This is a genomic window from Streptomyces pristinaespiralis, assembly GCF_001278075.1.
In the GTDB taxonomy this organism is placed as follows: domain Bacteria; phylum Actinomycetota; class Actinomycetes; order Streptomycetales; family Streptomycetaceae; genus Streptomyces; species Streptomyces pristinaespiralis.
On record NZ_CP011340.1, the window covers coordinates 6395845 to 6417810 of the forward strand.

The window sequence follows — 21966 nt, forward strand, 5'->3', positions numbered from 1 at the left end:
GAGAAGGAGTTGGAGTCATGGCCGAGGCATACATCGTCGAAGCGGTACGCACCCCGGTCGGCCGGCGGAGGGGCGGGCTCGCCCACGTCCACCCCGCTGACCTCGGCGCCCATGTGCTGAAGGAACTGATGGCCCGCTCCGGCGTCGACCCGGCCGCCGTCGAGGACGTCGTCCTCGGCTGCCTCGACACCGTGGGCCCGCAGGCCGGGGACATCGCCCGGACCTCCTGGCTGGCGGCCGGGCTCCCCGAGGAGGTCCCGGGCGTCACCGTCGACCGGCAGTGCGGGTCCTCGCAGCAGGCCGTCCACTTCGCGGCGCAGGGCGTGCTGTCCGGCACCCAGGACCTCGTGGTCGCCGGCGGCGTCCAGAACATGAGCATGATCCCCATCGCCTTCGCCTCACGGCAGGCCGCCGAACCTCTCGGCCTCACCGAAGGGCCCTTCGCCGGCAGCGAGGGCTGGCGCGCCCGGTACGGGGACCGGCCGGTCAACCAGTTCCACGGCGCCCAGCTGATAGCGGAGAAGTGGGGTATCTCACGACGCGACATGGAGGACTACGCGCTCGAGTCGCACCGGCGGGCGGTCCGCGCGATCGACGAGGGCCGGTTCGCGAAGGAGACCGTGCCGTACGGCTCCGTCGCCGTCGACGAAGGGCCGCGCCGCGACACGACCTTGGAGAAGATGGCCGCGCTCCCGCCGGTGCTTCAGGGCGGCACCGTCACCGCCGCCTGCTCCTCCCAGGTCTCCGACGGCGCTGCCGCACTGCTGCTCGCGAGCGAACGCGCCGTCGCGGAGCACGGGCTCACCCCGAGGGCCCGCGTCCACCACCTGTCCGTCCGCGGCGAGGACCCGGTCCGGATGCTGTCGGCGCCCATCCCCGCGACGGCCCACGCGCTGAAGAAGACGGGCATGTCGATCGGCGACATCGACCTGGTGGAGATCAACGAGGCCTTCGCGCCCGTCGTCATCGCCTGGCTCAAGGAGACCGGGGCCGACCCGGCGAGGGTGAACGTCAACGGAGGGGCCATCGCGCTGGGTCACCCGCTCGGCGCAACCGGGGCGAAGTTGATGATCACGCTGCTCCACGAACTGGAACGCACCGGCGGCCGCTACGGCCTGCAGACCATGTGCGAGGGCGGTGGGCAGGCGAACGTGACGATCATCGAGCGTGTCTGATCCACGACTTCCCCGCCTCGGCGTGCTACGGTGGCGGAGTTGCAGTTTTGGTACCCATGAACTTTGTGTGCGCCTGACGGGAATGCTTCCTCAGGCGCACATTATTGTTTCCGGCTTTTCCGGATGGGGGTCAATGCAGCGACGGGAAATTCACGAGGTGTGGATTTTCGGCTTGCCCCTGTTTTAGGAGAATGACATGGCTACTGGAACCGTGAAGTGGTTCAACTCGGAAAAGGGCTTCGGCTTTATTGAGCAGGACGGCGGCGGCGCCGACGTCTTCGCCCACTACTCCAACATCGCCACCTCGGGCTTCCGCGAGCTCCAGGAAGGCCAGAAGGTGACGTTCGACGTCACGCAGGGCCAGAAGGGCCCGCAGGCGGAGAACATCCTCCCGGCCTGATTGCCGGGCGCGTATCTCGCAGCTCCTGCAGCCGGGGCCCGCACCTTCGTCGGTGCGGGCCCCGGCTCTTGCTGTCCACAGGCCCCAGGAAGGCACACCCGCATGAACCGCTCCGAACGACCGGACCGCTCCGCCGCCAGGTCCGCCCGGCCGGCCCGCAGGCGCCCGGCCGAATCCGGCGCCGGAAACCGCCCCGGCTCCGGGACCCGTCCCGGCAGGGGAGCCGGCGCCGGTAAGGCGAGCGCCCGCAGCGCGGCGCCCCCGCAGGAATTCACCCTGCCGGAAACCGTCACCCCCGCGCTGCCCGCCGTCACGGCGTTCGACGAGCTGGACATGCCCGCCGCCCTGCTGAAGACCCTCGCGGCCCAGGGCGTCACCGAGCCCTTCCCCATCCAGGGCGCCACCCTCCCGAACTCCCTCGCGGGCCGGGACATCCTCGGCCGCGGCCGCACCGGCTCCGGCAAGACCCTCGCCTTCGGGCTCGCGCTCCTCGCCCGCACGGCCGGCCGCCGGGCCGAGGCACGGGCGCCCCTCGCGCTCGTCCTCGTACCGACCCGCGAACTCGCCCAGCAGGTCACCGACGCGCTCGCCCCGTACGCGACCTCGACCCAGCTGCGGATCGCCACCGTCGTCGGCGGCATGTCCATCACCAAGCAGGCCGGGGCGCTGCGCCGCGGCGCAGAGGTGCTCGTGGCCACGCCCGGACGGCTCAAGGACCTCATAGAACGCGGCGACTGCGCCCTCGGCGACGTCGCGATCACCGTCCTCGACGAGGCCGACCAGATGGCCGACATGGGCTTCATGCCGCAGGTCACCGCGCTGCTGAAGCAGGTCGAGCCGGACGGGCAGCGGATGCTCTTCTCCGCGACCCTCGACAAGAACATCGACCGGCTCGTGCGGATGTTCCTCACCGACCCGGTGGTGCACTCCGTCGACCCGTCCGCCGGTGCCGTCACCACGATGGAGCACCACGTCCTGCACGTCCTGGACGAGACGGACAAGAAGGCCGTCGCCACGCGCATCGCCGCCCGCGACGGCCGGGTGATCCTCTTCGTGGACACCAAGCGGACCGCCGACCGGTTCGCGAAGCGGCTGCTGGCCAGCGGTGTGCGGGCAGCAGCCCTGCACGGCGGGCGCTCGCAGCCGCAGCGCAACCGCACCCTGGACCAGTTCAAGAACGGCCAGGTCACCGCGCTCGTCGCGACGAACGTCGCGGCCCGCGGCATCCACGTCGACGATCTGGACCTGGTCGTCAACGTCGACCCGCCCGTCGACCACAAGGACTATCTGCACCGCGGCGGCCGCACGGCGCGGGCCGGCGAGTCCGGCAGCGTCGTGACGCTCGTCCTGCCGGAGCAGCGCCGCGAGATGACCCGCCTGATGGCGAACGCGGGCATCAGCCCGAACACGGCACGCGTCAAGTCGAGCGACGAGGAACTCAGCCGGATCACGGGAGCCCGTGAGCCGTCGGGCGTGGCCGTGACCATCGAGGTCCCGCAGCCCGTCGTGACCGCGCCCGCCTCCTCCGGACGGCGGCGCCCCGCGCGCCGGCGTGGTGAGGGAACGGGAGCGACGGACGCGCCGCGGGCGGCACGTGCCGGGTCCCGCGGCTCCCGCGGGGGCGCTCAGGCGTCCCGTGCGTCGGGGCCGTCCGGCGCGGTCGAGGCATCGCGGAACTCGGCGGCGGGCCGCGGGCGTGCGCGGCGCGGCGGCAGGGGCGCGACGGGCTGACCGCCCGGCCGGGTGCCGCGCGAGCCACTCGCCACCGGCGGGCTGACCGCCCCCGGCCGGGTGCCGCGCGCCACCGGCTCGCCGGCGTGCGCACCGGCCGGGCGTGCGACGCGCCCCGGCCGCACGCATGACGCTGACGTGCCGCCGTCCGCGCGCTGGCGCACCCCCGCCGCTGCGAGACGTCGCACTGGCCCCACGCGTGCGCCGACGCGGCACCTGCCGCGCGGAAGCGCTGCCACGCGCGGCCGTGCGCATGACGGTGCCGTGCCACACCCGCCCGCGCGCCACTCACCACCGGCGCGCCGGCGTGCGCACCGGCCGGGCGCGTGGCGCGCACCGGCCGCACCTATGACGCTGACGTGCCGCTGGCTGCGCGTCGGCACACCCCCGCCGCTGCGAGACGTCGCACTGGCCCCACGCGTGCCGCTGACGTGGCACCTGCCGCGCGGAAGCGCTGCCACGCGCGGCCGTGCGCATGACGGTGCCGTGCCACACCCGCCCGCGCCACCACGCGCCACTCACCACCGGCGCGCTGACGTGCCCCGGCCACGCGCATGACGTCGCCACGCACCGGCCGGGTGTTTGACGCTGACGTGCCCCGGCCCTCGGGACGCGCGCACGTCCCGCCACCCGCGCGGCCGACACCGCCTCCGGCTGATGCTGGGCGGACCGCGGTGGTCGCGTGGGCACGCACATGCTGCGGCGGGCGCGAGGACTGCCGTGGTAGCGGGGGCGCGCAACGGTGCCGCGGCGGGCACCGGAGGCTGCTGTGGCCGCGCCGCGTGGCTGTGGGCCCAGAGGAACGCGCTGTGGTCGCCGCGCGACCGCCGAAGCTGGACGACTGCCGCGTCGCGCCACCTGCCCGCGGGCGCCTCGGAGTGCGACCCGTCAGTGACTCCGGCGGGCGTTGAGCCGGGCGGCCTGGCGGGTCAGGTGGCCGCGTTCGGCGAGGTCGGGTGCCTTGTGGGCCGCCTCGGCGTACAGCCGCGCCGCCGTCGCCAGGTCGCCGTCGCGCTCGTGGAGGTACGCCGCCACCGCGGTGTGCCGGGGCAGGGAGTCGTCCAGCCCCGCGAGCGCCGCCAGGCCGGCGCGCGGTCCGTCGGCCTCGCCGACGGCCACCGCGCGATTGAGCCGGACGACCGGGTTGTCGGTCAGACGCGCGAGCTCGTCGTACCACTCGACGATCTGCACCCAGTCCGTCTCCTCGGCCGTGGGCGCGTCGGCGTGGAGTGCCGCGATGGCCGCCTGCGCCTGGAACTCGCCCAGCCGGTCGCGGGCGAGGGCCGCCTGAAGGATCCCCACGCCCTCGGCGATCGCCCCGGTGTCCCACCGGCCGCGGTCCTGCTCGGCCAGCGGCACCAGGCTGCCGTCGGGCGCGGTCCGGGCGGCGCGCCGGGCGTGGTGGAGCAGCATGAGGGCGAGCAGCCCCGCCACCTCCGGGTGGTCGATCGCGGCGGCGAGCTGCCGGGTGAGCCGGATGGCCTCGGCCGCGAGGTCGACGTCGCCGGAGTAGCCCTCGTTGAAGACCAGGTAGAGGACACGCAGCACGGTGGCGACGTCGCCGGGCCGGTCGAACCGCACCCCGGAGACGGTGCGCTTGGCCCGGCTGATGCGCTGCGCCATGGTCGCCTCCGGCACCAGGTAGGCCTGGGCGATCTGGCGCGTGGTCAGCCCGCCGACGGCACGCAGAGTGAGCGCCACCGCGGACGACGGCGTGAGCGACGGGTGGGCGCACAGGAAGTAGAGCTGGAGCGTGTCGTCCGACGCGGGAGCGGCGCCGGGCGCCGGCTCCTCGTCGACGAGGTCCTCCCGCCGGCGCCGCGAGGCGTCCGCACGGGTCTGGTCGAGGAACTTGCGCCACGCAACCGTGACGAGCCAGCCCTTCGGGTCGCGCGGCGGGTCGGCCGGCCAGACGCGGACCGCCTCGACCAGCGCGTCCTGCACGGCGTCCTCGGCCGCCGCGAAGTCTGCTCCGCGGCGGACGAGGATCCCGAGCACGCTCGGTGTGAGGCTCCTCAGCAGTGCCTCGTTCATCTCGGCGTCACTCCGTGATGGTGGGCGGCGCCGTCAGGAACGGGCGCACCTCGAGCCACTCGTGGATCGGCTTCCCACCCGCCCCGGGGGCGGCCGACAGCTCCCCGGCCAGCTCGACGGCGCGCTCGTAGGTGTCGACGTCGATCACCATCCAGCCGGCGATGAGGTCCTTGGTCTCGGCGAACGGGCCGTCGGTGACCGGGGGGCGTCCCTCTCCGTCGTACCGGACCCACGCCCCCTCGGGGGCGAGCGCCTGACCGTCGACGAACTCGCCGGTCCCCTCCAGCCGGGTCGCGAAGTCGCTCATGTACTGCATGTGGGCCGAGATCTCCTCCGGCGTCCACTTGTCCATGGGCACGTCGTTGACCGGGGCCGGGGCGCCGCGGTAGTGCTTGAGCAGCAGGTACTTGGCCATTGTGCTTCTCCTCGGTGCTGGTGCGACCCATTGTGGTCGCGTTCACAGCAGGGACGGAGCCGGTCACGTGTTCTCGACATCCCCGCCCGAATTTTTTTCGGCGGCCACGCCCAGGGGTCGTCCACGCGGCAGTGAACCCAGTACCTGCCACGCCTCCGTCATCACCCGTGTCACCAGTTCCTCGCAACTCGGCAGGTCATGGATCACCCCCGCCACCTGGCCGGAGGCCATCACTCCGACGTCCGTGCGGCCCTCGACCATCGCCGCGCGCAGCAGCATCGGGGTGTTCGCCGCGAGGAGGACCTGGCTCCAGGTCAGGTCTCCGGCCTTCCGCAGGGCCAGGCCGTCACGGAGCAGCCGGGGCCAGGTCAGGCCCGACAGGCCGCGGTAGCGGGACGCGTGGCGGGCGGCGCGGGCGAGGCGGCGGACGGGGCCGGAGTGCTCCAGGGCGGTCACCAGATCCGTGCGGAGCATCCGGTGGGGGAGGCCGTCGACGGCGGTCGTGACCGTCACGTCCCTGACGGTCGCGGCCAGATAGCGCGCCTTGACCGTGTCCGGCACCGTCGATTCGGCCGTGAGCAGGAACCGCGTGCCCATCGCGACGCCCGCCGCGCCGTAGGCGAGCGCCGCGACCAGCCCGCGGCCGTCGTGGAAACCGCCCGCCGCGACGACGGGAATGCCGACCGCGTCGACGACCTGGGGCACCAGCACGCTCGTCGCGACGTCCCCCGTGTGCCCGCCGCCCTCGCCGCCCTGCACGATGACCGCGTCCGCGCCCCACGCCGCGACCTTCTCCGCGTGTCGCACGGCCCCGACCGACGCGACGACGACCACGTTCGCGTCCTTGAGCTCGGCGATCAGGGCCTTCGACGGGGCCAGGGCGAAGGACGCGACCCGTACTCCCTCCTCGACGATGATCCGCACCCGTTCGTGTGCGTCACCCGCGTCGGCGCGCAGGTTCACCCCGAACGGCGCCCGCGTGCGGGACTTCACCTCCCGTACCGCCGCCCGCAGTTCCCCGGGAGTCATCGTCGCGGAGCCCAGGATTCCGAGCGCCCCGGCGCGGGCCGTGGCCGTGACCAGGCGAGGGCCGGCCACCCACCCCATCCCGGTCTGGACGATGGGGTGGCGGATGCCGGTCAGGCGGGTGAGCTCCGTGTCCATCACCGCTCCGTGTCCCTCATGCCGTCCGCACCTCACGCTCCCGCGCCCCTTCCGGGTCGAGGACCTCGCGGATCAGCCGTAGTTCCGCCTCTGTGGGGTCACGGGTGTACGGGACGCTCCCGCCGATCACCAGCCGGAAGCCGGTGGCCGACCGGACCTCATCGACCGTCACCCCCGGGTGCAGCGACGCCAGCCGCATCGTGCGGTCCGGTGTCGCGAAGTCGAAGACACCCAGGTCGCTGACGACACGGGGGATGCGGTGGAAGCGCGCCCCGACGGCCGCGGCCCGGTCGTGACCCACGCCGCACACCATGTCGACACGCTCGACGAAGACCCGTGGGGAGTGCCTGGGGACCCAGTAACTGACCGGGTTGTTGAGCGTGTTGACGGGAGCGCCGCGTACGCCGAGCAGCTGGCGGGCGGGTCGTTCCCAGTCGCCGATGCAGGAGATGTTCTGGTTGCCGTGCCGGTCGAGCTGGCTCGCGCCCATCATCACGTGCCGTCTGCCGCCGGTGACCATGGCGAGATGACGCCGGTAGGGGAGCCAGCCCTCCACCGTGCCGTCCGGGCCCACCAGCAGGGCTTCGCCGTCGGTGAGCAGCAGGTCGGGGGAGAAGGTGTGCCTGGCGAGCCGGGCGCCCAGGGAGGGGATCAGGCCCATGGGGCTCGCCAGGATCTCGCCGTCCCCGCGCCAGGCCTCGGCGCAGGCGACGACGCAGTACTCGGCACGGCTGACGGTCATCGCTGCTGCTCCCGCTCCTTGTGCCAGGCCCGGACGGCGGCCTGGTAGGCGTGCTCGTCGCCGGACAGGAAGCGTTCGGCGAACTGCTCCCAGGGTGTGGTGGCGTACATCCTCAGGAACGCGTCGTCGCGTCCGTGGTCGGGGGCGCAGGAGGTGAAGTGGGCGCCGTTCGGCGTCTCGACGACGCCGGTGACCGTGTGCCGGCCGACGAGCAGACACTGGGGCGGGGCGTGCTCGGTGAGTTCCGCCGTCCCGACGAGTCGCTCGCACGAGACGTACGCGGTGTCGGCCGCCTCGCAGAACAGGTCGTCGAAGTACGGGTCGGGCCCCAGATAGCTGCCGTTGCCCAGGCGGTCGGCGCGGTTCAGGTGGACCAGCGCCGCGTCCATGCGCAGGGCGGGCGCGGCGGCGAAGGTCTCACCGTCCTCGTAGGGGGAGGTCACCGTCCTGAGACCGGGGTTGACGCGCATGACGTCGGAGCCGGGACCGGCCCGGACGGGCAGGAAGGGCAGCCGGTTGGCGGCCGCGTGCAGACCCCACATGAACATGGCCTCGTCGAGTTCCGTCAGTTCGAAGGCGGCGCGCTCACGGGCGGCGCGGTAGTGCGGTTCGAGGGGGACGGAGTCGAGGGTGACGAAGGCGGCGACGAGTCTGCGGATGCGTCCGGCGGCGGCGAGGAGGCCCACGTCGGGGCCGCCGTAGGAAATCACGGTGAGATCAGTGATCTCGGACCGGAGCAGTGCGCGTACGAGGGCCATGGGTTTGCGGCGCGCTCCCCATCCGCCGATGCCGATGGTCATGCCGCTGCGCAACCGGGCGACGACCCCTTCGGGGGTCATGGTCTTGTCGCTCACCCCGTCGCACCCCCCTGCGCCGGCCGGCCCTGCTGTCCGGCTTCCGGAGGCCGGCCGAAGGCGCCACGGACGCGCCCGGCGGCGCCGTCGAGGTTCGCCTCGAAGGTGAAGCCCTGCTCGAATCGGTAGCTGCGGCGCACATCCACCGGGTCGATGCCGTTGATCGCGGCCTTCGCGAGCCGCAGCAGTGTCCCGTCCTTACGGGCGATCTCCTCGGCCAGCTCCATCGCGGCGCCGGACAGCCGGTCGCGGGGGACCACCCGCCACACCGAGCCGTGCGCGAGGAGTTCGGCCGCGGTGGCGGTCCGCGAGGTGTAGTACAGGGCGCGCATCAGATGCTGGGGGACCAGCCGGGCCAGATGGGTCGCCGCGCCGAGCGCCCCGCGGTCGAGTTCCGGCAGCCCGAACGTCGCGTCGTCGGAGGCGACGATGGCGTCCGCGTTCCCGACCAGCCCGATGCCGCCGCCCAGACAGAACCCCTGCACGGCGGCGACGACGGGCACCTCGCACTCGTAGACCGCGGCGAACGCCTCGTAGCAGGCGCGGTTCACCGCCAGCAGCGCCTGGTGGTCCGCGTCCCGCTGCAACTCCTTGATGTCCACACCGGCGTTGAAACCGCGCCCCTCGGCGGCCAGGACCACGCAGCGGACGTCCGGGTCGCGTCCGGCGGCGCGCACGGTGTCGGCGAGGTCGTACCAGCCGCGCGCCGGAAGGGCGTTGACGGGCGGGTGGTCGACCGTGACGAGACGAATGCCCTTCAGCGGTCTTGCGGTGGAGACACCCATGAGCGGATCATCTACCTTCCACCAAACGTTTGTTAGGTAGAGGGAAGGTAGCAGCCGATGAAGCCGGACGGGAGAGGCACCGGCGGCAGGGACCCGGCCGGCAGGGACCCGTCCGACAAGGGACCGTCCGACAAGGGTCTGGACGGCAAGGTCGTCGTCGTCACCGGCGGCACCCGCGGTGTCGGCGCCGGCATCGCCGGCGCCTTCTGCCGGGCGGGCGCCGAGGTCGTGGTGTGCGCCCGCCGGCCTCCCGAAAAGCCGATCCCCGGCTCGGAGTTCATCCCCCTGGACGTGCGCGACCCGGACGCCGCCGAAGATTTCTTCGCCGAGGTCGCCGCCCGCCGGGGACGGCTGGACGTGCTCGTCAACAACGCCGGCGGGACACCTCACCGCCGGCTCGCGGAAGGCGGCGCGGCCCGCCACGCGCGCGTGCTCGAACTGAACCTCCTCGCCCCGATGGCCCTGTCGATCGCCGCGCACCCCCACTTGAGGGCCGTACACGGCTCGATCGTCATGATCGGCAGCGTCAGCGGATCCCGGCCCTCCCCGGGGTCGGCGGCGTACGGCGCGGCCAAGGCGGGCCTGGAGAGCCTGGCGCGGTCCATGGCCGTGGAGTGGGCGCCGCACGTACGCGTGAACACCGTGGTCCTCGGCATGGTCCGTACCGAACTCTCCCGGCTGCACTACGGCGACGAGGAGGGCATCGCGGCGGTCGGCCGCACCGTGCCGCTCGGCCGTCTCGCCGAGCCGGCCGACGCCGGCGCGGCAGCGGTCTTCCTCGCGTCGCCGGGCGCCGCGTACATCAGCGGGGCGTCGCTCCTCGTGCACGGCGGCGGCGAGCGGCCCGCCTTCCTGGACGCGGCCACGGCCGGGCACGCGCTGCGGGAGGCCGGCGGCGGACCGGCCCCGAAGCGGCGGAAGAGTGCGGGGGAGTTCCGGGGGAGCACGGCGGGACCGGCCACCCCCATGGGCCCGGCGCGCGACGACGAGCGGTGAGAGCGACGACGACCGGTAAAGCGACGACGACCGGTGAGACCGACGACGACCGTCCCGGTGAGGAGACCTGAGATGACCGGAATCTGTGAGGGCCGCGTGGTGATCGTCACCGGCGCCGGGCGCGGCCTCGGCCGCGCGCACGCGCTGGCGTTCGCCGCCGAGGGGGCCAGGGTCGTCGTCAACGACCTGGGCGTCGGCCCGGACGGCACGGGCGCGGGCGGCGGTCCGGCCGCCGCGGTCGTGACGGAGATCAACGAGGCCGGCGGCACCGCTGTCGCCCACACGGGCGACATCGCGACCGAACAGGGCGCGGCGTCCCTCGTCGCCGCGGCCCTGGACACGTTCGGGCGGCTGGACACACTCGTCAACAACGCGGGCTTCCTGCGCGACCGGATGCTGGTCAACCTCACGGAGGACGACTGGGACGCCGTCGTACGGGTCCATCTCAAGGGCCACTTCCTGCCGTTGAAGCACGCCGTCGCCCACTGGCGGGAGGAGACCAGGGCGGGCCGCCGCCCCGCCGCCCGCGTCGTCAACACCGGTTCGGGGGCGGGGCTGCTCGGCAGCGTCGGCCAGGGCAACTACGCGGCGGCCAAGGCGGGGATCGTCGCGCTGTCCCTGGTCGCGGCGGCCGAGACGGGCCGTTACGGGGTCCTGGTCAACGCCGTCGCCCCGGCCGCGCGTACCCGGATGACCGAGCGGACCTTCGCGGCGGCCATGGCGGCGCCGGGGGAGGGCGTCTTCGACGCGATGGCTCCCGGCAACGTGTCTCCGCTCGTCGTCTGGCTCGGCTCCGCCGGCTCCGCCGGGGTGACCGGCCGGGTCTTCGAGGCGGAGGGAGGCCGTATCACCGTGATGGAGGGCTGGCGGCCCGGACCCACCGCCGACAAGGGGGCGCGCAGGACGCCGGAGGAGGCCGGTGCGGCCGTTCGGGAACTCCTCGCCGAGGCCCGCCCGCCGGGGCCCGTGTACGGGGCGCGGCAGGAGGGCCACGGCAGCGCGGAGAGCGTGTGAAGATCGGCGGTCACAGTTCCCGACTTCGGTGAACGTCCGGGGAATTCCGGGGAGTTGACGTTGACCCGTCAAGGTCTACGCGCATCAATCGACGTATGCGAATCCCCCCACGAATCGCCACCCTCGGTGGCATCGCCGCCCTTGTCCCCGCACTCCTGATCGGCGGGCAGACCGCCACGGCCGCCCCCGCCGGGGCGCTCGCGGTCGGTGACATCTGCTACTCCGCCCTGCCGAGCCAGGCCCACGACACGCTCGACCTGATCGAGCAGGGCGGACCGTTCCCCTACGAGCAGGACGGCACCGTCTTCCAGAACCGCGAGGGCATCCTGCCGTCGCACTCGACGGGCTATTACCACGAGTACACGGTCGTCACCCCCGGCTCACCGACCCGCGGCGCGCGCCGCATCGTCACCGGTGACTCGCACCAGGAGGACTACTACACCGCCGACCACTACGAGTCGTTCGACCTCGTCGACCACGGCTGCTGAATCCGGTCCGCTCGCCGGCCCTGCCGGTAGCCTCCGCCCCATGACGAGGACCTATGTGATCGAAGGGGCGGAGGTCACCGGCCTGGACAGCTTCTGGAAGGCGATCGGCGAAGCCGTCAACGGGCCGGGCGGCTACTTCGGCCGCAACCTGGACGCCCTCGCCGACTGCCTGAGCGGCAGCTTCGGCACCCCGGACGACGGCGACTTCGTCTTCCGCTGGCGCGATCATGAACTCTCCCGGCGGGCCCTCGGCCGGGAGGAGACCGTACGCCAACTGGGACTGCGCGCCCAGCGGGTCCCTCCCGCCGACCGTGCCGAGGTCCTGGAGCACCTGGCGCGGGTACGGGCGGGGCAGGGGCCGACCGTGTTCGACTGGATCGTCGAGGTCTTCGAGGAACGCGCGCCCGGCCGCCTCGAACTCCACTGAGGCCGCGACGGGCGGCCCGGCGTGCCGGGCAGGCCGGATCCGCTCGCCCCCGGGGGAGTTGTCAGGGGCGGCGGGGCAGGGTGCCCTCGAGGCGGTGCCTGAGGCGTTCGTCGCGCAGGTGCCGGACCGCGTTCGCCGCCGTGTCGTGGGCGTAGCCGTCGGGGTCCTCGTCCGCGAGCAGACGCACCAGCACCTCCTCCGCCCGCGGGTCCTGGCGCATCGCCAGACCCCTGGCGGCCTCGGCGACCGTCTCGGGGTCCGGGTCGCCGGCCCGGGCGGCGAGCGCGTCGCGGATCTCGGGCGTGTCCGCGTCGACGCCCGCCAGTGCCGTCGTCGCCCAGTCCCGTACCGGCGCCTGCTCGTCCTTCGTCAGCGCGATCAGCGTCCGTACCGCCTCCGTGTGGTCGCCCGGCACCAGCCCGACCAGCGCCAGCGCCACCCGCAGGCGCACCCCGGCGTCCGGGTTGTCCGCGTGCCGCAGGATCTCGGGGAGCGCGGCCGGATCGCCGTGGTGGCCGAGTCCGAGGAGCACCGCCTGGAGCAGTTCCGGATCCGTCGCCTCCCGGGACAGTTCCCGCAGCATCGGCAGCGTACGGGCGGCGAACGGCCGCACGACCTGCCCGTCCGGCCCCGCGGCGAAGCCGAGCCGGCCCAGCACGTCGGCGGCGAACGTCTGCTGCAGGACGTCGTCGCTCGCGCACCAGGCGGCGGCCGCCCGGAAGGTCTCCTCGTCGCCGCGACGCCACAGCGCGGTCACCGCCTCGATCCACTCGTCCCGCTCGGGGCTGCCGTGGAGCAGGGCGCGCTCCGCCAGGTCGGCGTACGGGGTGCGCAGACCGAGCCGCTCCTCGAGGATCGTGGCGATCGCGCCGTGGCCGGTCTGCTGTTCGTTGCCCGACGTCGGTCTGCCGTCGTGCAGCACCTCGACCACGACGGTCGCCCCGCCGTCCTCCTCGACACGCCGCGACGCGGTCTCTGCCCCGGGTTCGTACGCGAGCAGACCCCGGCGCAGTTCCTCCTCCACGTCGAGCGTCATCCACCGGCGGGCCTCCTCCAGGGCCTCCTCCAGCGTCTCGGCCCGCGAGCCGGCGCCGTGCCGCAGCAGGGCCCGCACCGTCGAGGGAGAACCGCGGCGGGCGGCGATCACCAGCGGCGCCTCGCCGGCCGGGCCGGGCAGGTCGGGGTCGGCGCCGTACTCCAGCAGTGCCTCCACCGTCTCCGTGCGTCCCTGCCCGACCGCCCAGATCATCGGGGTGAAGCCCAGCAGCTCGCGGCGGTCGGGGGTGGCGCCGGCGGCGAGCAGCGCGCGCACCGCCTCGGTGTGCCCCCAGACCGCGGCTCCGCACAGTGGCAGGTCGCCGTCCTCCGGGCCGCAGGCGCGGTCGGGGTCGGCGCCGGCGGCGAGCAGCAGCCGGACGATCCCCGCCTCGTTGCCCGTCGCCGCCAGGTACAGGGCGGTCCTGCCGTCCTCGTCGGTGGTCTCCGGGTCCGTGCCTGCCCGCAGCAGCCGCACCACGGCGTCGTCGTCGCTGTCGCAGAACGCCTCGAACAGTTCGGCTGCGGCCGATTCGTTCGCCGCCGGTTGGTTCGTCATGGTCCGACCCTACGGAAACGGGGTCAGGTGTCGCATTCGAGAACGGTCCGGCACAGGCCGCAGCGGGCCCGCACCCGCCCCCGTACGGGCACCCGGATGCGCTGGTGGCAGGTGGTGCACGGGAAGGACACCCGTAGTCCTTCCGGACCGTGCTCGAAGGCGTACGCGAACGGTCCGGACGCCGCCGCGCCCGGATGGTCCCTGGCGTGCCGGCGGTCCTTCGCGTAGCGGAGCCGGCCCAGCCGGCCGGCCGTGGTCAGCGGGGGCTGCTGCGCCTCGAGCAGCGCCTGCGCGCGGCCCCGGGTGTACGCGTGGTACGCCTGCGGGCTGGTGAACCAGGTCCGCGGGTCCTCGTCGAAGGCCATCGCCCGCCCGGCGAGGACGTAGCCGAATTCCTCGGGGGTCAGGTAGCCGAGCTTCTGGCTGGAGACGGCGTCCTCGCGGAAGGCGTCCAGCAGCAGCCAGCCGGCGCCCAGGTAGGTGGTCACGGTGTCGGTGAGGATCTCGTTGTCGCGGGTGCCAGGGAACGACAGATCGAGCCGGTGCAGCAGAACATGGGTGATCTCGTGCGCCAGGGCGGCGCCGATGTCCCTGCGGTGGGTACGGAACCGGTCGTTCAGTTCGATGAAGTACTCGGGTCCGGCGGTCAGTTCGACGCTCGCCGCGTGCTCCATCTCCCGGAAGCCGACGATCACCCGGGCGTCCGGCAGACGCAGATGGCGCACGAGGGCGCGGGCCACGCGCTGCGCGCCCAGATGCAGGTCGTCACCGTCGCCGAAGGCCACATCGGCGGGCAGCACGCTCGGCGCGTAGGTGAGCACGCTCTCGGGTGAGAGCCGCCGGTACAGCGCGGTGATCGCCGACCGCACGGTGTCCAGGTGCGGAAAGCCGTGCACGACCTCGCTGCCGTTGCCCACTTCCGTACCCCCATGCCTCCCGTACGGCTGCCGCGTCCCGCGCGGCTCCGGGTCCGCTCCGCCCGGCTGCCCGGCTGCCCGGCCCGAGCAGGCTTCAACTCTACGGCGCGGCGGTGAAGGGGCGGGGCCCGCGGCCGGAGGGAACTGGCCGAAAGCCGCTTCTTGTGGTGTCCGCTGACCGGGTCTCATACTCCGGACAGCGTCTTGTCGAGCACATGTCACCAATGGGTCACCCAGCCGTATCGCCCAGCGGTGCCGAACGGCTGTGCCCGGCCGGGCGTTCCCCTCAACCCCCCACGAGAGGCAGTCAGTTGAAGCTCATCAGCGCGCTCAAGAGATGTGTCGCCGCCGGGGCCGTCATCCTCGCCGCCGTCAGCCTCCAGCCCACCTCCGCCTCCGCCGCCGCCCCGCCCGTGGTCGGCGGCACCCGTGCCGCGCAAGGCGAGTTCCCCTTCATGGTCCGGCTCTCCATGGGCTGCGGCGGCGCCCTCTACGCCAAGGACATCGTGCTCACCGCCGCCCACTGCGTCAGCGGCTCCGGCAACAACACCGGCATCACCGCCACCGCGGGCGTCGTGGACCTGAACAGCTCCAGCGCCATCAAGGTCCGCTCCACCAAGGTCCTGCAGGCACCCGGCTACAACGGCACGGGCAAGGACTGGGCCCTGATCAAGCTCGCCCAGCCCATCAACCTGCCCACGCTGAAGATCGCCGAGACCACCGCGTACAACAGCGGCACCTTCACCGTCGCCGGCTGGGGCGCGGCCCGTGAGGGCGGCGCGCAGCAGCGCTACCTGCTCAAGGCCCAGGTCCCGTTCGTCCCGGACTCGACCTGCCGGCAGGCCTACGACGAACTCGTACCGAGCGAGGAGATCTGCGCCGGCTACAACGAGGGCGGCGTCGACACCTGCCAGGGCGACTCCGGCGGACCCATGTTCCGCAAGGACAACGCCGGCGTCTGGACCCAGGTCGGCATCGTCAGCTGGGGCTACGGCTGCGCCCGGGCCGGCTACCCCGGCGTCTACACCGAGGTGTCCACCTTCGCCGCCGCGATCAAGTCCGCGGCCGCGAACCTGTAGGGAACCGGACACGGAGTGAGGAGGGGCAGGCCCGGCGGCCTGCCCCTCAGCCACGACCACCCGCGACGGTCCGCCCGGTCCGCCCCGGCGCCGCCCGCACGGCCCCGTGACGGCTCACCCCGCAAGGTCCCACCCGCCGCGACGCCGCCCGTACGGCCCCGCGCGTCGGGCTCACCCCGCCACGGCGGCGTCCGACGCGGTGCGTTCCAGCCGTACGGCGGCCTCCGCCGCGGCGCACTCCAGCTCCAGCACCCACACCTCGTTGGCACCGGCGCGCAGCACCGGCCCCGGCACATACAGCGGCCTGACCGGGCCCGCCGACCAGTACCGCCCCAGGTTGAACCCGTTCACCCACACGAAACCCCTGGTCCAGCCCGGCAGTTCCAGCCCCGCGTCACCCGGCTCCGCCACCTCGAACGTCCCCCGGTACAGACCGGACGCCCCCGCCGGAGGGACCCGCCACGGCATCCCCGCCAGCGCCGCCGGCTCCTCGAATGCCTCCAGCCGCAGTGCGCACGCCCGGACACCGTGCAGAAACTGCCGCTCGTGCAGCACCCCGCCGGTGATGCCCTTCGGCTCGCCCGTCAGAGGCCCGTAGTTGACCCGCCCCAGCGACTCCACCCACAGCTCCACCGACGCCGGACCCGCCACCGGCACCCCGAGCTCCGGCGTCCCACCGTCCAGCACCCCGGCCCGCACCCCGTCGACGCACACCACCGCACGGTCGCGCAGCCCCGCCACCCGCAGCGGATACGGCTCCCGCGGCCCCGGCACCTCCACCCGGTAGCGCACCAGCCCCCGCCCGACACCCAGCTCCTCGAACGTCGGCGGCACCGGGGCCTCGCACTCGTCGTCGCCGAGCAGCCGCAGCACCGTCTCCGGCGCGGCCCACTCGCCGAGCTCCACCCGCACCGGCGCCGACAGGACCGCCGGAGGAGGCGGAGGCTCCGGCAACGGCCCTTCCTGGTGGTCCGCGAGCACCTCACGGAAGCGCCAGAACTTCTCCGTCGGCCTGCCTGCCTCGTCGACGGGCGCGTCGTAGTCGTAGGACGTCACCGTCGGCTCCAGCACACCGTCGTGCAGCTCGCCCGACCGGTTCGCGCCCGCCCAGCCGCCGAAACTCGTCCCGCCGTGAGCCATGTACACATTCACCGACGCACCGGCCTCGAGGATCTCCCGCAGCGCCCGCGCCGCGTCCTCGGCGTCCCGGCGCGCGGGCTCCGCCCCCCAGTGCTCGAACCAGCCGCACCAGAACTCCATACACATCAGCGGCCCTGTCGGACGGTGCCGTCGCAGCGCCGCGAACGCCTCCCCGGCGCCGGACCCGAAATTCACCGTCGCCAGCACACCGGGCACCGAACCGCCCGACAGCATGTGGTCCTCCGGACCGTCGGACGTGAACAGCGGCACCCCCACCCCGCACGAGCGCAACAGCTCCACCAACTGCCGCAGATAACCGCCGTCCGAGCCGTAACTGCCGTACTCGTTCTCCACCTGGACCATCACCACGGGCCCGCCCCGCGTGATCTCACGCTCCACCACCTGCGGCAGCAGCCTGGTGAACCAGCGCTCCACATGCCCCAGATACTCCGGATCCTCCGTCCGCACCCGCCGCCCGACCCGGCCGGTCAGCCAGAACGGAAGGCCGCCGTTCTCCCACTCGGCGCAGATGTACGGACCCGGCCGCACGATCGCCCACATCCCCGCCGCGTGCACCGCGTCCAGGAACCGGCCGAGCGCCCCGTCGTCCGCGTACCTGCCCGGCTCCGGCTCGTGCAGGTTCCACGGGACGTACGTCTCCACACAGTTGAGACCCATCGCCCGCAGCATCGCCAACCGGTGGCCCCACTGGCCCTCGTGCACCCGGAAATAGTGCAGCGCCCCCGACAGCAGCCGCACCGGCCGCCCGTCCAGCAGGAAATCCGTGTCACCCACGGTGAAGTCAGCCACCGGCCCGTCCCTCTCTCGCAAACCGCCGCCCCCACGATCACCCCTGGCGCGCCGCCAATCCATGGACAAAGATCGGCTCTCCTTGGACTGGCCGGGAAGGAGCGACGAATCGGCATGTACCACACCTGGATGCGCTATTTCACCCCCAGCCCCCTGCACCACCGGCTCGGACTGGTGTGCCTCGGCGTCGGCCTCCAGCACGGCAGCCTCCCCACCGTCGGCCCCCGCACCCTCGACCACCACGTCGCCGTCGTCATCAGCGCCGGCAGCGGCTGGTACCGCACCCCCGACGGGCGGCGCACCACCGTCACCGCACCCGCCCTCATCTGGCTCACCCCAGGCGTGCCCCACCACTACGGACCCGACCCCGCCGCCGGCTGGGACGAATCGTTCGTCGACTTCACCGGCCCCGCCACCACCACCTACACCGAACTCGGCTACATCGAACCCGACCGGCCCGTCGTACCCCTCTCCGACGCCGCGGGCGCACGGACCGCCGTCGGCAAGATCGCCCGCGCCGCCCGCCGCGGCAACCCCCTCCTCGAGGTCGAGACCGGCGCCGCCGTCCACGAACTGCTCGTCGCCCTGCGCCGCGCCCGCGCCGACCTCGGCCCCGACGGCGACCCCGTCCTCACCGCACTCGCCCGCGACGCCTTCCGGCCGATGTCCGTCGCCGAACACGCCGCCCGCCACGGCATGACCCCCGCCGAACTGCGCACCGCCGTGCGCCGCGGCGCCGGCTGCAGCCCCAAGGACTACCTCCTCGGCATCCGCCTCGGCCGCGCCAAGGAACTCCTCGCCGCCACCGACCTGCCCGTCGCCGCCGTCGCCCGCCGCGTCGGATACGAGGACCCGGCCTACTTCTCCCGCCTGTTCACCCGCCGCGTCGGACTCGCCCCCGTCCGCTTCAGAGAACAGCAGGGCAGGGCCGTACCCGGCGGCTGGAGCACCCGCGTCCCGGACCCTGAACACCCTCCGACCATCGGCGCCCGGCCGACGTAAGCTCCCTGACCATGACCACGAGTGACATCGACGAATCCGTGCGCGCCGAGCTCGACCGCCTGCGCGCGAGCATCGACAACATCGACGCCGCCGTCGTCCACATGCTCGCCGAGCGATTCAAATGCACCCAGCAGGTCGGCCACCTCAAGGCCCAGCACCACCTGCCGCCCGCCGACCCTGCCCGCGAGGCCCGCCAGATCGCACGGCTGCGCCAGCTCGCGGAGAGCGCGAAACTCGACCCGGCGTTCGCGGAGAAACTGCTGAACTTCATCATCGCCGAGGTGATCCGCCACCACGAGCAGATCGCCGACCAGCCCGGCGACCGCCCCCGGCGCTGACCCACCCGACCCGCGCGCCGCGCCCGCCCCACACCCCGCACACGGGCCGGCCCGCACCCCCCGGTGTGCGCTGACAGCGCAACCACCACCCCGTGTGCCGACCCGGGCCCATCAGGCAGCATGGGCCCATGTCCGTACTGACGCGCGACGAAGCGCAGACCCGAGCCCGGCAACTCGACGTACACCGGTACACGATCGACCTCGATCTCACCACCGGCGACGAGACCTTCGACTCCCGAACCGTCATCCACTTCACCGCGACAGCGGCCGGTGACACCTTCGTCGAGATCAAGCCCGCCGAGCTCCGCTCCCTCACGCTCGACGGACAGCCCCTCGACCCCGCCGCCCTCACCGAGAACCGCATCCCCCTCACCGGCCTCACCGCCGGCGAGCACGAACTGCGCGTCGACGCCCGGATGCGCTACTCCCGCACCGGCGAAGGCATGCACCGCTTCACCGACCCCAGCGACGGCGAGACGTACGTCTACACCCAGCTGTTCATGGACGACGTCCAGCGCGTCTTCGCCGCCTTCGACCAGCCCGACCTCAAAGCCGTCTTCGAACTCTCCGTCACCGCGCCCACGGCATGGACCGTCCTCGGCAACGGCGTCGCCACCCACCACGGCGACGGCCGCTGGACCTGCGCCCCCACCCCGCTGCTCTCCACCTACCTCGTCGCCGTAGCCGCCGGCCCCTGGCACTCCGTACGCACGCAGCACGCCGGACTGCCCTTCGGCATCCACTGCCGCCGCTCCCTCGCCCCCTACCTCGACGCCGACGCCGACGAACTCCTCGACATCACCCGGCAGTGCTACGACCGCTACCACGAGAAGTTCGAGGAGCCGTACCCCTTCGACTCCTACGACCAGGCCTTCGTCCCCGAATTCAACGCAGGGGCCATGGAGAACCCGGGCCTCGTCACCTTCCGCGACGAATTCGTCTACCGCTCCGCCGTCACCGACACCCAGCGCCAGACCCGCGCCATGGTCATCGCCCACGAGATGGCCCACATGTGGTTCGGCGACCTCGTCACCCTCAAGTGGTGGGACGACATCTGGCTCAACGAGTCCTTCGCCGAATACATGGGCTACCAGACCCTCACCGAAGCCACCCGCTTCACCGACACCTGGACCGACTTCGCCATCGCCCGCAAATCCTGGGGCTACGACGCCGACCAGCGGCCCTCCACCCACCCCGTCGCCCCCGACCCCGACGCCGTCCCCGACACCGCCTCCGCGATGCTCAACTTCGACGGCATCTCCTACGCGAAGGGCGCCTCCGCCCTGCGCCAGCTCGTCACCTGGCTCGGCGAGAAGGACTTCCTCGCCGGCATCAACACCCACTTCGCCCGGCACAAGTTCGGCAACGCCACCCTCGCCGACTTCATCGACTCCCTCGCCGGAGCCACCGACCGCGACGTGCACGCCTGGGCCGAGTCATGGCTGCGCACCACCGGCGTCGACACCCTCACCCCCGCCGTCACGGACACCCCGGGCGGCTGGACACTCACCGTCGAACGCGACGGCAGCCGCCCCCACCGCATCGCCGTCGGCGCCTACGACGCCGACCCCATCGACCCCGGCCGCCTCGTCCTGCGCGACCGCCTCGAGATCGACGTCCCCGAGACCGGCGCCACGGCACCCCGCCCCGGACGCCGCCCGGCCCTCCTCGTCCTCAACGACGGCGACAACACCTACGCCAAGGTCCGCCTCGACGCCGCCTCCTGGGCCGTCGTCGTCGACTCCCTGGCCGGCATCCCCGACGCCCTCACCCGAGCCGTCGTCTGGAACGCAGCACGCGACATGGTCCGCGACGGGGAACTCGCCCCCACCGCCTACCTCGAGACGGCCGACACCCACCTGCCCCACGAGAACGACCTCGCCATCGTCCAGGGCGTCCTCACCTTCGCCGCCGACCAGATCGCCGACTGCTACCTCGCCCCCGACCAGCGCCCCGCCGCGCTCGCCACCCTCACCCGCATCAGCCGCGCCCTGCTGCGCCGCACCGAGGACGGCAGCGACCCCGGCCTGCGCCTGACCGCCGTACGCCACTACATCGACGCCGCCACCCAGCCGGAACCCATCCAGGAATGGCTCACCGAAGGCGGCGTCCCCGGCGGCCCCGAACTCGACCCCGAACTGCGCTGGCGCGTCCTGACACGCCTCGCCGTCCTCGGCGCCACCGACGACGCGGCCATCACCGCCGAACTGGAACGCGACCCGAGCGCCACCGGCCAGGAAGGCGCGGCCCGCTGCCGCGCCGCGCTCCCCACCGCAGAGGCCAAGGCCGCGGCCTGGGCCCGCCTCTTCACCGGCGACGACCTGTCCAACTACCTGTTCGCGGCCACCGCGCAAGGCTTCTGGCAGCCCGAACAGGCCGACCTCGTGCGCGAGTACGTCCCGCGCTTCTACCCCGACGCGGTCGCCCTCGCCGCCCGCCGCGGCCCGGCCATCGCGGAAGCCTGCGGCCGGTACGCCTTCCCCGTCCACGCCGTCGACGCGGAAACACTCGGCGCGGGCGAGGCATGCCTGGCCGGAACGGACATGCTCCCCGCCCTGCGCCGCAAACTGACCGACCAGCTCGACGACCTGCGCAGGGCGCTCCGGGTCCGGGGCGCCTGACGCCGGGCCCTCGCGGGCCGGATCGCGGCGCCTCACCCCTGTGGGGCACGCCTCCAGGGCCGGCGGGCGCCTCCGGCGGCAGGGCCTTCGGGCCTCCCGCCGGGCGGGGTCGCGGCGGGAGGTCCGTAGGCCGCTGCGGGGCTGCGGCACCTGATCCCTGGGCCGGCGGGCGCCACGGCGGCAGGGCTTCCGGGCCTCTTGCCGTGCGGGGTCGCGGTGTCCGACCCGTAGGCCGTTGCG

The 21966-nt window shown here is 73.3% G+C and carries 20 protein-coding genes; 11 read left to right on the forward strand and 9 right to left on the reverse strand.

Going from position 1 to position 21966, the window contains the following annotated elements:
- Positions 1-17: 17 nt before the first annotated feature.
- The 3 genes from SPRI_RS27275 to SPRI_RS27285 all read left to right on the forward strand — a co-directional run bounded on the left by SPRI_RS27275 (position 18) and on the right by SPRI_RS27285 (position 3306).
- Positions 18-1175: an acetyl-CoA C-acetyltransferase gene (locus SPRI_RS27275; RefSeq protein WP_005318812.1), complete on the forward strand. Its 1158-nt coding sequence runs from the start codon at positions 18-20 to the stop codon at positions 1173-1175.
- Between the two features lie 196 nt (positions 1176-1371).
- The gene (locus SPRI_RS27280) at positions 1372-1575 is read left to right on the forward strand and encodes a cold-shock protein (protein ID WP_005318814.1); all 204 of its coding nucleotides are present in this window, start codon (positions 1372-1374) and stop codon (positions 1573-1575) included.
- Between the two features lie 102 nt (positions 1576-1677).
- A complete protein-coding gene (locus SPRI_RS27285; RefSeq protein WP_053557421.1) occupies positions 1678-3306 on the forward strand; it encodes a DEAD/DEAH box helicase in 1629 nt (542 codons plus the stop codon).
- An 888-nt stretch (positions 3307-4194) separates the two neighbouring features.
- Here SPRI_RS27285 and SPRI_RS27290 read toward each other — a convergent pair.
- From SPRI_RS27290 to SPRI_RS27315, 6 genes are all read right to left on the reverse strand, one after another.
- Complete coding sequence (locus tag SPRI_RS27290; RefSeq protein ID WP_053557422.1) at positions 4195-5340, reverse strand: RNA polymerase sigma factor; 1146 nt, start codon at positions 5338-5340, stop codon at positions 4195-4197.
- Positions 5341-5347: 7 nt separating this feature from the next.
- Positions 5348-5755 (reverse strand): YciI family protein, encoded by a 408-nt coding sequence (locus SPRI_RS27295; protein WP_005318819.1) that lies wholly within the window; start codon positions 5753-5755, stop codon positions 5348-5350.
- A 63-nt stretch (positions 5756-5818) separates the two neighbouring features.
- Positions 5819-6919 carry an NAD(P)H-dependent flavin oxidoreductase gene (locus SPRI_RS27300; protein ID WP_053557423.1) on the reverse strand — a complete coding sequence of 367 codons (1101 nt, stop codon included), beginning with the start codon at positions 6917-6919 and terminating at the stop codon, positions 5819-5821.
- Positions 6920-6935: 16 nt separating this feature from the next.
- Positions 6936-7661 carry a CoA-transferase subunit beta gene (locus tag SPRI_RS27305; RefSeq protein WP_005318823.1) on the reverse strand — a complete coding sequence of 242 codons (726 nt, stop codon included), beginning with the start codon at positions 7659-7661 and terminating at the stop codon, positions 6936-6938.
- The gene (locus tag SPRI_RS27310; RefSeq protein ID WP_005318826.1) at positions 7658-8515 is read right to left on the reverse strand and encodes a CoA transferase subunit A; all 858 of its coding nucleotides are present in this window, start codon (positions 8513-8515) and stop codon (positions 7658-7660) included. The genes SPRI_RS27305 and SPRI_RS27310 overlap by 4 nt, the downstream gene beginning before the upstream one ends.
- Positions 8512-9300, reverse strand: coding sequence for an enoyl-CoA hydratase family protein (locus tag SPRI_RS27315; RefSeq protein ID WP_005318828.1), 789 nt, complete (start codon positions 9298-9300; stop codon positions 8512-8514). Before SPRI_RS27315 ends, SPRI_RS27310 begins: the two co-directional genes overlap by 4 nt.
- Positions 9301-9357: 57 nt before the next feature.
- Between SPRI_RS27315 and SPRI_RS27320 the strand changes: the two genes are divergently transcribed.
- The 4 genes from SPRI_RS27320 (at position 9358) to SPRI_RS27335 (ending at position 12225) form a co-directional block, all read left to right on the forward strand.
- Positions 9358-10296 carry an SDR family oxidoreductase gene (locus SPRI_RS27320; RefSeq protein ID WP_078951303.1) on the forward strand — a complete coding sequence of 313 codons (939 nt, stop codon included), beginning with the start codon at positions 9358-9360 and terminating at the stop codon, positions 10294-10296.
- Positions 10297-10368: 72 nt separating this feature from the next.
- Positions 10369-11310, forward strand: a complete 942-nt coding sequence (locus SPRI_RS27325) for an SDR family oxidoreductase (RefSeq protein WP_005318831.1) — start codon at positions 10369-10371, stop codon at positions 11308-11310.
- 95 nt (positions 11311-11405) lie between these two features.
- On the forward strand, positions 11406-11798 hold the full coding sequence (locus SPRI_RS27330) for a guanyl-specific ribonuclease (RefSeq protein WP_005318832.1): 393 nt from the start codon (positions 11406-11408) through the stop codon (positions 11796-11798).
- A 40-nt stretch (positions 11799-11838) separates the two neighbouring features.
- Complete coding sequence (locus SPRI_RS27335) at positions 11839-12225, forward strand: barstar family protein (protein ID WP_005318834.1); 387 nt, start codon at positions 11839-11841, stop codon at positions 12223-12225.
- 61 nt (positions 12226-12286) lie between these two features.
- Here the strand turns inward: SPRI_RS27335 and SPRI_RS27340 are convergent, their stop codons facing one another.
- Together SPRI_RS27340 and SPRI_RS27345 are read right to left on the reverse strand one after the other, a co-directional pair.
- Entirely contained in the window at positions 12287-13819 is a 1533-nt protein-coding gene (locus tag SPRI_RS27340; protein ID WP_053557424.1) for an ankyrin repeat domain-containing protein, read from the reverse strand.
- A 23-nt stretch (positions 13820-13842) separates the two neighbouring features.
- Positions 13843-14736 carry a hypothetical protein gene (locus SPRI_RS27345; RefSeq protein WP_005318838.1) on the reverse strand — a complete coding sequence of 298 codons (894 nt, stop codon included), beginning with the start codon at positions 14734-14736 and terminating at the stop codon, positions 13843-13845.
- 311 nt (positions 14737-15047) lie between these two features.
- Here SPRI_RS27345 and SPRI_RS27350 point away from each other — a divergent pair, with 311 nt between their 5' ends.
- Positions 15048-15815 carry a S1 family peptidase gene (locus SPRI_RS27350; protein ID WP_037774961.1) on the forward strand — a complete coding sequence of 256 codons (768 nt, stop codon included), beginning with the start codon at positions 15048-15050 and terminating at the stop codon, positions 15813-15815.
- A gap of 171 nt (positions 15816-15986) precedes the next feature.
- On the opposite strand, the gene SPRI_RS27355 is transcribed toward SPRI_RS27350, so the two are convergent.
- Complete coding sequence (locus tag SPRI_RS27355; protein WP_050791585.1) at positions 15987-17765, reverse strand: glycoside hydrolase family 35 protein; 1779 nt, start codon at positions 17763-17765, stop codon at positions 15987-15989.
- A gap of 114 nt (positions 17766-17879) precedes the next feature.
- On the opposite strand from SPRI_RS27355, the gene SPRI_RS27360 reads away from it, so the two are divergent.
- The 3 genes from SPRI_RS27360 to pepN all read left to right on the forward strand — a co-directional run bounded on the left by SPRI_RS27360 (position 17880) and on the right by pepN (position 21726).
- Complete coding sequence (locus SPRI_RS27360) at positions 17880-18767, forward strand: helix-turn-helix domain-containing protein (protein ID WP_005318843.1); 888 nt, start codon at positions 17880-17882, stop codon at positions 18765-18767.
- An 11-nt stretch (positions 18768-18778) separates the two neighbouring features.
- Positions 18779-19105 carry a chorismate mutase gene (locus tag SPRI_RS27365; protein WP_005318844.1) on the forward strand — a complete coding sequence of 109 codons (327 nt, stop codon included), beginning with the start codon at positions 18779-18781 and terminating at the stop codon, positions 19103-19105.
- Positions 19106-19233: 128 nt separating this feature from the next.
- Positions 19234-21726, forward strand: coding sequence for an aminopeptidase N (gene pepN, locus SPRI_RS27370; RefSeq protein ID WP_053557425.1), 2493 nt, complete (start codon positions 19234-19236; stop codon positions 21724-21726).
- The last annotated feature ends 240 nt before the right edge of the window (positions 21727-21966 follow it).